Origin of the sequence: Aromatoleum buckelii (assembly GCF_012910785.2) — a bacterium.
GTDB lineage: Bacteria > Pseudomonadota > Gammaproteobacteria > Burkholderiales > Rhodocyclaceae > Aromatoleum > Aromatoleum buckelii.
The window spans coordinates 156,523-169,672 of sequence record NZ_WTVH02000008.1 but is presented as its reverse complement, the minus strand read 5'-3'; the positions used below and the strand labels follow the sequence as shown (position 1 = coordinate 169,672).

Sequence of the window (13,150 nt, the reverse complement as noted above, 5' to 3'; positions counted from 1 at the left end):
GCGGCGACGCCGTTGCCGCTTCAGGGTCAGTGTCAGTGTCCGGCGAGCAGGTGGCCGAGCCGCTGGGCCTTGGTGCGCAGGTAGTTCGCGTTGTGCGGGTTCGGCTCGATGACGTGCGGGACGCGCTCGGCGACCGTGATGCCGTACTGCTCGAGCGCGGCGACCTTGCGCGGATTGTTCGTCATCAGCCGCAGCGAGGCGATGCCGAGTTCGCGCAGCATCGAGGCAGCGACGGCATAATCGCGCGTGTCGGCGTCGAAGCCGAGGAGGTGATTGGCTTCGACGGTGTCCGCGCCTTCGTCCTGCAGCGCGTAGGCGCGGACCTTGTTCAGAAGCCCGATGCCGCGGCCTTCCTGCCGCAGGTAAAGCAGCACGCCGCGCCCTTCGGCAGCGATCGCCGCGAGCGCCGCTTCGAGTTGCGGGCCGCAGTCGCAGCGCCGGCTGAACAGCGCGTCGCCGGTGAGGCATTCTGAGTGGACGCGCGTCAGCACCGACTGGCCGTCGGCGACCGCGCCGAGCGTCAGTGCGACATGCTCTCGCCCGGTCGCCGGCTCTTCGAAGCCGTGCATCCGGAAAGTTGCCCAGGGGGTCGGCAACCGGCATGAAGCGACGAGGCGGGTGTTCCGCTGGTCGGTTTCATCGGCGCTCGCGACCGGCCCGGCATTTCGGGTATCCGCGGTGTGCATCGTGATCTCTCTTCCATTACGGGTGGCGGCCGGGGTCATCGGGAGGGCCCGCGCAGAGGTGTTCTCAACGTCCGCGTGAGGCCCATCGTACCGCCTTCGACGAGAAGGTGACCTGTGCGCGCAGATCGGTCAACTGCAAAATGCGTGGTTTCATTGCAGGCTGCGCTCCATCGACCTCGTGCCGGGGGCGATCAGCAGCGCGAAGGCGGTGACGCGCGCCAGGTGCCGCCAGCCCCCGTCGGTGTGTCGATCGCGTCGACGAGTGCCGGAAGCGGGCGGCGCCCGGGGCAGCGGGGAACGGAGTCCGACACGCCGACTCCGACCGTGACGAGGAAGCGATGGCTCGCGCCGCCCGGCTTTGCACATGGAAAAGCGGCTGCGACCGGCGTGTCCTAATATTGGAAGGCGCGCCGGCGGCAGGTCGAAGCCGACGCCGCACTTGACGGCGAGCGATTGCCGAGTTGCTGACGGAGGGATGATGCATACGCCTACACCCCCGGTGCCGGGTCCGCAACCCGACCCGGCACCGGAGCCCGACCCGGTGCCGGACCCGAGCAAGGACCCGGATCCGGAGACGGACGACGATACCGCGCAAGTGACCCGCGAACACGTAAAGAAAGGGCGATCCTGATCGATTCACTCGCATAGGGGGGAATATGCCGGCGAAAAGGTGGGTCTGGTTGAGCTTGCTGCTGATGGCCACGCTGCCTGCCGGATCCTCCGCGCCGCCGAAAGCGCAAAGTCCGATCGTGGTCGGCCTGCCGGCGGGCTTCGATGCGAAGGCGCCCATCGCCCCTTACGACGGACCGCACCCGTCGCGGCTGCAACGCCCTGCCGAAACGTTCCGGTTTCCGATAAGGCTCGGCGAGGTGGGGCCGAGCGAAGCCCTGTTTGCCGGACCCAGGCAGTATCCGTTTGTTTGCGATACCGAAGCTTCCGGTCTGGGCCAACCGCTGGTGGACAATCAGGCCCGAGTCGGCACGCCGGTCGTGTCGAAGGCCGCGACGGTGTTTGCGAACCCGGCGCCGATCGGCTACAGCCAGGACTGTCTGGCGCGCACCCGGGCCTGGTATTACTACAAGCCTCGGGACAAGGAAAAATTCGAGCGGTGGTCGGAGGCGGTGCGGGACGTCGACAGCGTCAGCATCAACGGTACCCCGGTGCCGTTCATCGTGCGCGTCGAAATGGGCACGATCAACCGGTTCATCTATGTCATCGCGGCGCTGAAGGGGCCTCATGAAACTCTCGCTGCCCCGACTGCCGGGCACTGGAATGGCCGCCTGATCTACCAGTTTTCCGGCGGCGTCGGCATCGGGCACCGGCAAGGCAGGGTGAAGCCTTCGAGGGTCCTCGAGGGGCGCAGCGAGCAGTTGGCGCAGGGCTATGCGGTCGTCGCGTCGACCGGCACGACGACCTCCACCCATTACAACATCTGGCTGGCCGAAGATACGGCGGTGCGCGTAAAGCGCCAGTTCGTCGCGCTGTACGGCGAACCGGAGTACACGATCGGCGTCGGCGGGTCCGGTGGTGCGATCCAGCAGTATCTGCTGGCGCAGAACCGTCCCGGCCTGATCGATGCGGCGATCGCGCAGTATTCGTATCCCGACATGGTCACCCAGACCATCTGGGCGTTCGATTGCGAACTGCTGGAGTATTACTTCGACCGGACCGACCGCCGCAATCGGCTGTGGCACCACGCCGAACACCGGCAATGGGTCGAAGGTCTCAACGCCCGCAACGATTACCAAGGCGAGGGCAAGGCAAGAGCCATCGCGACGACGACCCGGCTTGCGCTGCTGGCCGGCGAGCGTCGGGTGGCGGACCCGGAGGGGCAGACCGAATGCGTGGTCGGCTGGCGCGGGCTGACGCCGCTGGTGCTGAACCCGCGCTTTGCGTCGATTGAGGACCGGCTCGCGAGGCGTGTGTTCAGGCGCGTGCAGTGGAGCTATTTCGAGGATCTGAAGGACTTTTACGGGACCGATGCGCAGGGCTATGCGCGCATCCCGTGGGACAACGTGGGGGTCCAATACGGCTTGCGGGCGCTGCAGCGCGGGCAGATCGATGCCGAGCAGTTCCTGCGCCTCAATGCCCGTGTCGGCAGCTGGAAGCCCGTCGCCGAGATGGAGCGCGAGCGTTTCTGGCTCCTGCGCGGGGCCGACAGCGATCTGGATGATTTCTCGCCGTGGAGCGCGCACAACATGAATCGCGGCAAGACCCGCGACGCGCCGTCGCCGCGCTTCGAGGGCGACCGCCTGGCAATGGCGGCGGCGTACCGATCGGGCCAGGTCTTTCTCGGGCGCCTCGACATTCCGGTCATCGACGTGCGCCACTATCTGGAACCGGTGCTGGACATGCACCATGCTTCGGCGTCCTTTTCGGTGCGCGCGCGGCTCCTTGCGGCACAGGGAGATGCGGGAAACCAGGCAATCTGGGTCAGCGACAGGAAGCACGATCCGACTCCTGAGGCCTTCGCCGCGATCGAGCGATGGCTCGCGGCCAGACGCGCGCGTCCCGAGCAGTCCTGGTCCGCGCTGCGTCCGGCGGCCGCGAGCGATCGTTGCATCGATGCGCGGGGGAGGACGATGTTCAGTGGCGATCGGGTATGGGACGGCGAATGGAACGGGCGTCCCGCCGGCCCGTGCATGCGCGCCTATCCGATCTACGATAATCCGCGCATCGTCGCGGGCGACACGATACGCGGCGATCATTTCAAGTGCGCGCTGCAGACCGTCGGCGAAGCGCTCGATGGCGGTCTCTACGAACCGGTCGACATGCGTCCCTACCGGGCGCGACTGGAGCAGATCTTTCCGCAGGGCGTCTGCGACTACCGTCAGGCCGATCAAGGCCGCCCGGCCGATTTGCCGGGGGCGGACGGCACCGGCTGAAAGCCTGCCGCCTGCCCGCACAAGAAACTGCGGCGCGCCCGGGATTGCCGGGCGCGCCGCAGCCTTGCTCAGAACGGCGTCACGAGCTTGAACCACGCCTTGTCGCCGCGGAAACGGTTCTCGGCTTCGGTTTCGTGTTGCCACTGCGCGACCAGCAGCGTGCCGCCTTTCGTCGTGTAGCTGACGCTCGGGCCGATCGCGAACACTTCGCCGCGGCGGCCCGCGGACCACGGGCCGATCGCTGCCGGGATCTTGCGGCCGTCGAGCTCGTCGTCGGTCGTCTGCTTCACGTAGTAGCCCGACAGGCCCGCTCCCCAGGGGCCGAAGCGCTTGCCGACGAGGTAGTCGATGTGAAGTTCGTCGCCGGACTCGTAGTCCATCTTCGGCGCGCCCGGCGCGGGGCGAAAGTCCTTGTTCTTCGCCTTGATGTTGTACATGAACTTGGCCGACACCTCCCAGCCGTTCTCCGACAGCCAAGTCGCCGCGAAAACCGGTTCGACGCTCCAGTAGTGCGCGCCGATGCTCTTCCGCGGTTCACCCGACTTGTACTTGCCGGTCGGCGCGTAGAAGTCGAGCGCGGCGACCCAGTGCCAGTTGCCGGAATGCCACGCGACGACGAACGGTGAAAACACGATGTCGCCGAGCCCGCTGACCGTCTTGCCGCCGGCGCCGAGTTCCAGTTCCTGGTGCACGACCGGCAGGATCGCGTGCATCGCCCAATTGCCGCCGAAGATCTGCTGGTTCGTGACCTTGACCCAGCGCAGCGCGTCGAACCACGCGGTGACGGAGGCGCCGGGTACTTTGTCGCCGTCGCCGTCACGCAGGTCGCCGTCGTAATAGCCGAAGTAGTTCAGAAAATAATCGCCCGGCGGCGGCAGTGCGCCAGCGAGCCAGTTCTCGCTGCCGTGGGGATACTGATCGCCGCCTTCCTTCGCGCTCGCGCTTGTCGCAACGAGTGCCGACAGGGCGATCGCAAGGCCGATTTTGTTCATCCTCATGTGTCTCCTCCTTGATGTTTTATTGCTCTGCTCACTGCAATGCTCCGGCTGGAACGGGCCTGCCGGCTCGTCCCGGCCGGAGCGGTAACACCTTCAGCCACCCGCAGCTACGCGCCTAGGCGGGGTTGCGGGAGTCACGAGTGCCAGCGCCGCGTCACCCCTCGCGGCTGACATGGAAGCGCCGCGCTTTCATGTCGAAGCGCGGCAATGCATTGCGGCCGACGTGGTGTACGCGCGGCCGGAAGGCGAGGAGCGAATCGAGCTTTTCGGCGATCGAATGCACGATGCATGCGTCGGCACCTTCGCACAGCTCGATCTCGACGTCCATTTCGTCGAGCGAGTGCTCGCGGCGCACGTGGATGCGGAATTCGTCGACCTCGATGAACTTGCGGATGATGTTCTCGACGCCGGACGGATAGACGTTGACGCCGCGCACCGTGACCATGTCGTCGGCGCGGCCGAGGATGCCGCCTTCGAAACGCAGGAAGCCGCGGCCACACGTGCAAGGCGCGTGGTTGACCTCGACCAGGTCGCCGGTGCGGTAGCGCAGTATGGGGAAACCCCAGCGGCCCAGGTTCGTCAGCACGAGTTCGCCGCGCTGGCCCGGCGCAACCGGCTCGCCGGTCGCCGGATCGATGACTTCGGCAATGAACTCGCTCTCGACAAGGTGCGTGCCGCCCGGCTGATGCTCGCATTCGAACGAATGCGCGCCGATCTCGGAAGCGCCGGCGTGGTCGAAGCACTTCGCCGACCACGCCGACTCGATGCGCTGCTTCGTCGCCGGGATGTTCGCACCGGGTTCGCCGGCATGAATGGTCGCGCGCAGCGGGATCGACCCGAGGTCGAAGCCCGATTCGCGCCCGACCTCGGCGAGGCGTAGCGCGTAGGTCGGCGTGCAGCAAAGCACCGTCGCGCCAGTGTCGCGCATCAGCTCGAGCCGCTGCAGCGAGTCGCGCCCGCCGCCCGGGATCAGCGTTGCGCCGACTTTGTGCGCCCCTTCGACAGCAGACCAGAAGCCGATGAACGGGCCGAACGAGAACGCCAGGAACACGCGGTCGGCCGGACCGACGCCCGCGCCGGCGAAGACGTGCGCCCAGCAGCGTCCGAACCAGTCCCAGGATTGCGCGGTGTCGAGCACCTTCAGCGGCAGGCCGGTCGTGCCCGACGTCTGGTGCATCCGCACATAAGCTTCGGGCGGGTACGTCAGGTTCGTGCCGAACGACCCGTTCGCTGCCTGCTGCGCCTCCATCAGCTCGGACTTGGTCGTGAACGGCAGCCGCGCGAGGTCGGCGAGCGTGCCGACGTCGCGCGGATCCACCCCCGCCGCGGTCCATTTCGCCGTGTAGAACCGGTTGCGCTGCCATAGCTCGGCGAGCATCGCGCGCAGTTTTTGCAGCTGCAGCGCTTCGATCTTATCGCGCGTCAGGGTTTCGGTTGCTTCATCGAAAAAGGCCATGAGCGTCTTCCTTCGGTTGGGAGAGGCAATGCGGCGCCGTGCAAACCGCTCGCGCGGCATGCAGGACAGGTATCAACGAGAGTCGGGGAGGCGCCGCGGCGGCGCGTCGGGTCAGCCGGGCGGCCCGGTCGGGGGTGCCGCCATCGTCATCTCCCAGCGACCGAGCGCGCAGCGGGGCGCCGGCCCCATTTCCATGGCGCGGTGACATCCTCGATGACGTCGAAGAACCAGCGGTCGAGGAGCGGCGCGCCTTCCGGGGAGCGCTGCAGCGGCAGCTGGCCAGGCGCGACGAGGCGCAGCTCGGCCGCGTCGTCGGCAGCGACCGGGTGCCCACCGGTAGAATGGGCGCGATACGCGAGGATCAGCGCGCGTGCGCCGGTCTGCGAGTACGCGCCGATGAAACCGTCGACGACGACGTCAAGGCCGGTTTCTTCGCGCGCCTCGCGGATGACCGCGTCCTCCAGCGACTCGCCGAGCTCGACGTAGCCGCCGGGCGGCGCCCAGTAGCCGGCCAGCGGAGCGAGCCCGCGGCGGATCATCACGAGATGGTCGGCGTGATCGATGATCGCGAGCACGACCGGCGCCGGCTTGTGGAACGCGACGTAGCCGCAGGCCGGACAGCTTTCCCGTTCCCGTCCATGTACCTTGGCGAGCGCGAGCGGCGTCCGGCATTCCGGACAGAATTTCATTGTCATGACGGTTCTCCTCCGACGAGCCGCGCGATCTGCGCGCGCGAAGCGGTGCGCGCGTCGCGGCTCGTGCCGACACGCAGCGGGACTGTGCTGCAGGTGAGATCGAGCCGCAGCGCGACGCGGTCGCCGTCGCCCAAGCCGAGCGTCGCGCGCACCGGCACCGGGGCAACGATCTCGAACTTGTGCGACGGGTAGTCGGCGACGTCCGGCAGCACCAGCGCCGCGTCAATCCGCCCGGCAAGCCGGATGCGAAAGCATCGTGCGCCGCAGAAGCCCGCCGGCGACGCGATCGCGATGCCCGGTGCGGCTGCGAGTCGCTGGCGCGCACCGCGCCAGCGCGAGCCGGACATGTGCAGGTTCAGCGTGCCGGGATGCGGCACGAAGCCGAGCTTCGTGCGGAACTCCTCGACAACCCAGTCGAGCGATGTGAAGCGGCGACCGACGCCGTCCCCGGGGGTGATCGTGCCGGCGAGGGCGATCTTCCCGTCGGTGACGGGATCGAAGCTGCCGTGGGGGGCGGACGACATCCGGACAAAGCGGCCGGAGCGCGTGACCGAGGCGAGCAGCATGATGTCAGCGCGCCTTCGCCAAGTCGCGTTCTTCGTTGCCGGTCCAGCGGCCGAACAGGTCGACGTCGAGGTCGAACTGATCGAGCACTTTCGTCACCGACTGATTGATGATGTCGTCGATCGTCTGCGGGCGGTGGTAGAACGCCGGCAGCGGCGGCACCAGCACCGCGCCGGTCTCGGTGACCTGCGTCATTAGCCGCAGGTGCCCGAGGTGCAGCGGGGTCTCGCGGATCATCAGCACGAGCTTGCGGCGCTCTTTCAGCGTCACGTCGGCGGCGCGGATCAGCAGGTTCGTGTTGAACGAGTTCGCGACCGCCGACAGCGTCTTGATCGAGCACGGCGCGATGACCATGCCGGCGTGGCGGAACGAGCCGCTCGCGATCGACGCGCCGACGTCGTTGATGTCATGGACGCAGGAGGCGAGGAGCTTGACGTCGTTGATCGAATAATCGGTTTCGTAGACGATCGTGCGCTTGGCCGAATCCGACATCACAAGGTCGGTTTCGACGCCGATCTTCTTCAACACCTCGAGCAGGCGAATGCCGTAGATCGCGCCGCTGGCACCGGAAATTCCGACGACTATTCTCATTTCAGATCTCCCTCAGGAAAGCAGTGCGGCGACGACTGCGCGGGCTTTTTCCGCGGCGGCGGCGGGCAGGGTGATGCGGTCGGACTCCGCGCCGCTCGCGCGCGTCGCGATGAAGCCGACTTTCGAAGCGGCGTTGCCGGACGCCGACGGATCGATGACATAAGCTTCGCAGCCGTGGATCACGACGGTGTCGCGCGCAGGCTGGTAGCGCGTCGCCAGCGCCCACGCCACTTCGCGCGGGTCGCGGATATCGACGTCGTCATCGACGACGGTGACCATCTTAAGGCGGCGGTCGAGGTTCAGCGCGAGCATCACGAGCCTTCTCACGTCGGCCGGCGTGCAGTCGTGAACCGCGATGACGGCCGAAAAACCGCTCGTGCCGGCAGCCAGTTCCAGGTCGACGACGCCGCCGATCAGCGCCTGCAGCTGGCCGAGCAGCTCGGCACCGGCGGCGAGCGACAAGAGCGCGTCGACTTCGGCGGACCACGGGCACAGGCCGGGGTAGATGAAGTTGTCGCGGTGCGTGACGGCGCTCACTTCGATGACCGGGCTGACGTTCGAGAAATAATGCCCGGTGTTCTCGCCGAACGGCCCTTCGAGCTCGCGCACGCCCGGCAGCATCCGCCCTTCGATGACGATCTCGGCCCGCGCGGGCACTTCGACGTCGACCGTCTCGGCGCGCACCAGTTCGACCGGTTCGCCGCGCAACGCGCCGGCGATCGCCATCTTGTCCGGCACCAGCGGACCGACCTTGACGACCGATGCGAGCAGCGTCGCCGGTTCGAGGCCGAGCGCGATCGCGACGTCGAGCGGCCGGCCGGCGGCTTCGGCGCGCGCGAGGAACTGCGGCAGCGGCGGATTCGCGAGCAGGATGCCGAGCCGCCTGCCGCCCTTGACCATCATGCGGTGGATGCCCATGCCGCGCCGGCCGGTCTCGGGGTCGGTGCACAGCACGACGCCGGTGGTGATGAACGGCGCCGCGTCTTTCTCGTGGTGGGTCAGGATCGGCAGCAGTGACAGCAAGTCGTCGGGAGCGCGGTGCACAACTTCCTTGACCGGCGCCGCGCCCGTTGCGACGACCGGCGTCACGCCAGTTTCCTTGCGCTGCAGCCAGGTTTGCGCGAGCCGCTCTTCGGTCGTGCCCAGCGCGCGGGCGAGGCGCGGGCGGCTGGCAATCAGGTTGCCGGCGACGCGCGCGCCGGGATAGCCGCGGATGTTGTCGAACAGCACCGCCGGCGCGCCCGCGGGCAGGCTGCGCAACACTGCCGCGATTTCGAAGCGCGGATCGAATTCGTCGCGGACGTGCCGCAGGTCGTCGCCGAGATCGGCGAGAAACGCGCGCAGATCGGAATAGGCCATCGTTTCCCCTGGTCGTGAAGCGGTAGTCGTCCGCGCCCGAAGGCGCGGGGGCGGTGAAACGCCGGGCGGCACGCCCGGCGGGTGCGCTAGCGGTAGCGCTCGGGCAGCCGGTTCACCGTCTCGATGACGCGGATCGAGTAGCGCTGCGGGCTGAGCTGCCCGCGGCCGAGCCGCACCTGCAGGCTGTCGGGGAACTGGTCGAGCTTGCTCGACACCTCCACCTTCGCGCGCTGGTAGGTGTACTTCTGAAGCCCGTCGTTGAGCGTACGGACCGTCAGTTCCAGCTGCTTGCCCTCGGCCAGCTCCCCGAGATCCATCACGAACACTTCCCATTTATTAGCCATGACACCTCCTCCTTATTTCTTAGCGCCGCGGAAGCCGTAATTGGCCCAATTGTCGACGACCTTCTCCTGAATGTCCTTCGGATAGACGCTCTTGAAGCTGACGAGCGTCGGCACGTCGTTCGTCTTGTCCCAATCGACCGGCCACAGGCAGTCGAACAGCACCTGCGAGCCGATCGAGTATTTGCGGTCGTGCGGCGTCGCGTGCGGGTACAGCGCCGTGCCGGTCGTGTTCTTGAACACGTGGATGCCGCGCTCGGGATTGCAGCGCGTGCAGAACGCGTGATAGACCTCGTCCCAGTTGAAGATGTCGGTCTGGTCATCGACGACCATCACCATGTGGAACCACGGGCCGAGCTTGGAGCCGAACGCGAGCTGCGCGATCTGCATCGCGATGCCGGCGTACGTCGGCTTCACGCCGACGATCATCATGTGGTGCGTCGAGCGCGGATGCATATACACGCCGGTGACCGGAATGCCTTGGCTCTTCAAGAGCTTCTCGAGCTCGAGGCCGAGCGAGAACGAGCGCAGCAGCTGCCCTTCGTCCTGCGGCACGCCCATGTTCGAGATCGTCATCGTCGCGTTGTTGCGATAGGTGATCGCATCGACGCGGAACGTCACGCGGAAGTCGCGCGGGCTGGTGCGGTAGCCGGTGTATTCGCCGAACGGACCTTCCTCGACCTTGTAGTCGGGCAGGATCATCCCTTCGATGATGATTTCCGCATCGGCCGGCACTTCGAGGTCGTTGGTCTCGCACTTCACGAGCCGAACCGCCTCGCCGGCGAGCATGCCGGTCAGTTCCGGCTCGGGGATCGGGGAGGGCGCGCACGCGGCCATCGCGGCCAGCGGCGACAGGCCGATCGCGGTCGCGAACGGGCAGCCTTCGCCGCGCGGCAAGTAGTACTCGGTCAGCGCCTTGCCCAGATCCGAGAACGGGAACACCGCGCCCGACATCGTGCGGCCGTCCCACATCATCTGCCGGTACATGCCCCAGTTCACGTCGCCGCGCACCGGGTGTTTCGTGATCACCGCGTGCCACGTGCCGACGTAGCGGCCGCCGTCACCGTCATGCACGAGCGGTACCGGCAGCTTCGTCAGGTCGACGTCGTCACCGAGCAGGATGTTTTCCTTGCACGGCGCGTCGCGCTTGTCGATCACGACCGGTTCGATCGGCTCGCTGTTAGTGCGCTTGAGATACTCGGCGCCGATCTGCGGCAACGTAGAAGCCGGGTCCATGCCGAGCGAGATCGCCATGCGGCGGTACGTCGACAGCGGCGCGCCGAAGTAGCTGAAGCCCGGATAGTCCTTGATGTTCTCCATGAACGGGGCGGCTTCGCCGAGCTCGCAGCAGCGCCGCACGATTGCGCCGGCCTCGTTGTCCCAGTCCACTTCCTGCTTGATGCGTACCGCGTCGCCCGACTTGACGCATGCGTCGATGAATTCGCGGTTGGTTCGCGGTGCCGAAATCTTTTCCAGCTTGGTTTCTGCTTCAGAAATTTTCCCCACGTTCGTCTCCAGATCGTTGGTTTTGCTGCGGACCGCTCAGTGAATCTTCGACAGGACGGCGTCCCACTTGCCCTGTGCCTTCAAAATCAGTTCCGCGACTTCGCGCACCGCGCCGTGGCCGCCGCGCGCGGTCGTCACGTAAGTCGCAGCTTCCTTGACGTCGGCGACCGCGTCGCCGACCGCGACCGCGAGCCCGACGCGCTTCATCATCGACAGATCGACGAGGTCGTCGCCGACGTAGCAGACTTCGGCGTCGGTGATGTTCATCTCCTCGAGCATCTGTCCGTACGGCTCGGTCTTCTTCTTGATGCCCTCGTAAAACCGCTTGATCTTCAGCTCCTCGGCGCGATGGCGCACCGCGCCGGACTTCTTCGACGTGATGATCGCGACGTCGATGCCGCACAGCTGCAGCACGACGACGCCCATGCCGTCCTTGATGTCGAAGTTGCGCGATTCGATGCCTTCGTCGTTGATGACGATGCGCCCGTCGGTCATCACGCCGTCGACGTCGAGGATCACCAGCTTGATGTTCTTTGCCTGTTCCATGTCTCCGTCCCTGCTTGAGTGGTTGCTCTTCGCGTAGCCAGTCCGTGCTTCAGATGTCGATGCCGTACTCGTGCCAGCGGGCGCGGATCTTCGCGAGCATCTCTTCGTCCATGCGCGCCTCGACCGGCTTCTGTTTCCATTCGTATGGAATGCAGGCGTCCATCAGGATGCGCGACGTCGTGAGCTTGTCGCCGTCCGGGTCGAGCGCCGGGTCGAGCGGCGTCGAGCGGCCGCGCTTGATGAGTTCGGTGCCGCGCATCGGGTCGTAACGGCACGACAGCGCCCAGAACACGCGCTGCAGGTCGTCGGCCTGGATGTCCTCATCGACGGTGATGACGCCCTTGATGCCGTAGCTGCCGGTGTTGCTGCCGATCACTGCGTCGGCGACCTGGCGCGAGTGGCCGGGGTAGGACTGCTTGACCGACACGACGGCCCAGAAGCGGCCGGCGGACTCCGGCAGCACGCACACCGAGCTGATGCCCGGCACGCGCATCTGCTCGAGCTCCGTCCACAAGGTCGCGGTGCGCGTGAAGGCGAGCAGCATATGCACGTCGGTCACCGGCCGGCCTTGGCCGGTCGCCCACAGGATCGGGTTGTTGCGGTGCAGGATCTGTTTGACTTCGAGCACCGGCTTCGGGATCGGCTTGTGCAACTCGTCGGTGTAGTAGCCGGTGTATTCGGCGAACGGCCCTTCGGGCAGGAAAGCGTTCGGGTCGATCTCCCCTTCGAGCACGATCTCGGCACCGGCGGGCACCGGGAGGCCGGTCAGCGGCGCCATCAGGAACTCGGCCTGCTGGCCGCGCACCGTGCCAGTGATGTCGTAGTCGGACGCGCCCTTGTGCATCAAGGTGCCCGCCATGAAGATCAGCGGGTCGCAGCCGATGATCGCCGCCGCAGGCATCTTCTTGCCCATCTTCGCGTACTTCTTCATGATCCGCTCGCCGCGCTTGCCGGGCAGGATCTGCACGCCGCAGCGCTTGTCGTCGAGCATCTGCATGCGGTAGGTGCCGAGGTTGACCTCGCCGGTCTCCGGGTCCTTCAGCACCACCGACACCATCGTGCCGATGTAGCGTCCGCCGTCGAGCGGGAAGAACTTCGGCACCGGGAACATGTTCAGGTCGACTTTGTCGCCGCTGAGCACGTTTTCGAGCACCGGACCGTCCTTCACTTCCTTCGCCTTGATCAGGCCTTCGGACGTGATCGTCTTCTTCATCCACTGCTGCGCCGACTGGCACAGCGTCAGGTCGTGCGGCAGGCCGAGCATGATCGCGAGGCGCTTCGTCGTCGCGAACGCGCCGGTGAAGACGGGGGTGTCGTAGCCCTTGATGCTCTCGAACAGCAGCGCCGGACCTTTCTTCTCCTCGGTCAGCTTGGAGACGTGGGAGATCTCCAGATTCCAGTCGACTTCGGTCGTGACGCGCTTCAGTTCATGAGCTTCGGCGCACTGGTTGATGAAATATCTCAGGTCCATTCGAAAACTCCTTGATAGGTGACGGTGCAGGTCAGCGGGAGGGGTTCAATAA

12 protein-coding genes are annotated in these 13,150 nt (G+C 66.5%); 1 reads left to right on the top strand and 11 read right to left on the bottom strand.

The window, feature by feature from the left end; translation table 11 throughout:
• Window positions 1-32 precede the first annotated feature (32 nt).
• Window positions 33-686: a GTP cyclohydrolase II gene (ribA, locus tag GO608_RS02730; protein WP_169199983.1), complete on the bottom strand. Its 654-nt coding sequence runs from the start codon at window positions 684-686 to the stop codon at window positions 33-35.
• A 680-nt stretch (window positions 687-1,366) separates the two neighbouring features.
• Between ribA and GO608_RS02725 the strand changes: the two genes are divergently transcribed.
• Entirely contained in the window at window positions 1,367-3,571 is a 2,205-nt protein-coding gene (locus GO608_RS02725; RefSeq protein WP_169199982.1) for a DUF6351 family protein, read from the top strand.
• Window positions 3,572-3,639: 68 nt separating this feature from the next.
• On the opposite strand, the gene GO608_RS02720 is transcribed toward GO608_RS02725, so the two are convergent.
• From GO608_RS02720 to ppcB, 10 genes are all read right to left on the bottom strand, one after another.
• Window positions 3,640-4,569, bottom strand: coding sequence for a SphA family protein (locus tag GO608_RS02720; RefSeq protein WP_211159551.1), 930 nt, complete (start codon window positions 4,567-4,569; stop codon window positions 3,640-3,642).
• Between the two features lie 154 nt (window positions 4,570-4,723).
• Window positions 4,724-6,025, bottom strand: coding sequence for a phenylacetate--CoA ligase family protein (locus tag GO608_RS02715; protein WP_169199981.1), 1,302 nt, complete (start codon window positions 6,023-6,025; stop codon window positions 4,724-4,726).
• Between the two features lie 146 nt (window positions 6,026-6,171).
• The gene (locus tag GO608_RS02710) at window positions 6,172-6,720 is read right to left on the bottom strand and encodes an NUDIX hydrolase (RefSeq protein ID WP_169199980.1); all 549 of its coding nucleotides are present in this window, start codon (window positions 6,718-6,720) and stop codon (window positions 6,172-6,174) included.
• Window positions 6,717-7,286: a CTP-dependent riboflavin kinase gene (locus tag GO608_RS02705; RefSeq protein ID WP_247002790.1), complete on the bottom strand. Its 570-nt coding sequence runs from the start codon at window positions 7,284-7,286 to the stop codon at window positions 6,717-6,719. The genes GO608_RS02710 and GO608_RS02705 overlap by 4 nt, the downstream gene beginning before the upstream one ends.
• A gap of 4 nt (window positions 7,287-7,290) precedes the next feature.
• Window positions 7,291-7,875: a UbiX family flavin prenyltransferase gene (locus tag GO608_RS02700; protein WP_169199979.1), complete on the bottom strand. Its 585-nt coding sequence runs from the start codon at window positions 7,873-7,875 to the stop codon at window positions 7,291-7,293.
• A 12-nt stretch (window positions 7,876-7,887) separates the two neighbouring features.
• On the bottom strand, window positions 7,888-9,234 hold the full coding sequence (locus GO608_RS02695) for a UbiD family decarboxylase (protein ID WP_169199978.1): 1,347 nt from the start codon (window positions 9,232-9,234) through the stop codon (window positions 7,888-7,890).
• A gap of 86 nt (window positions 9,235-9,320) precedes the next feature.
• Window positions 9,321-9,578: a phenylphosphate carboxylase subunit gamma gene (gene ppcG, locus GO608_RS02690; RefSeq protein ID WP_169199977.1), complete on the bottom strand. Its 258-nt coding sequence runs from the start codon at window positions 9,576-9,578 to the stop codon at window positions 9,321-9,323.
• Between the two features lie 12 nt (window positions 9,579-9,590).
• On the bottom strand, window positions 9,591-11,081 hold the full coding sequence (ppcA, locus tag GO608_RS02685) for a phenylphosphate carboxylase subunit alpha (protein ID WP_247002788.1): 1,491 nt from the start codon (window positions 11,079-11,081) through the stop codon (window positions 9,591-9,593).
• 36 nt (window positions 11,082-11,117) lie between these two features.
• Window positions 11,118-11,627, bottom strand: coding sequence for a phenylphosphate carboxylase subunit delta (gene ppcD, locus GO608_RS02680; RefSeq protein WP_169199976.1), 510 nt, complete (start codon window positions 11,625-11,627; stop codon window positions 11,118-11,120).
• A gap of 49 nt (window positions 11,628-11,676) precedes the next feature.
• Window positions 11,677-13,098 (bottom strand): phenylphosphate carboxylase subunit beta, encoded by a 1,422-nt coding sequence (ppcB, locus tag GO608_RS02675; RefSeq protein WP_169199975.1) that lies wholly within the window; start codon window positions 13,096-13,098, stop codon window positions 11,677-11,679.
• Window positions 13,099-13,150 lie beyond the last annotated feature (52 nt).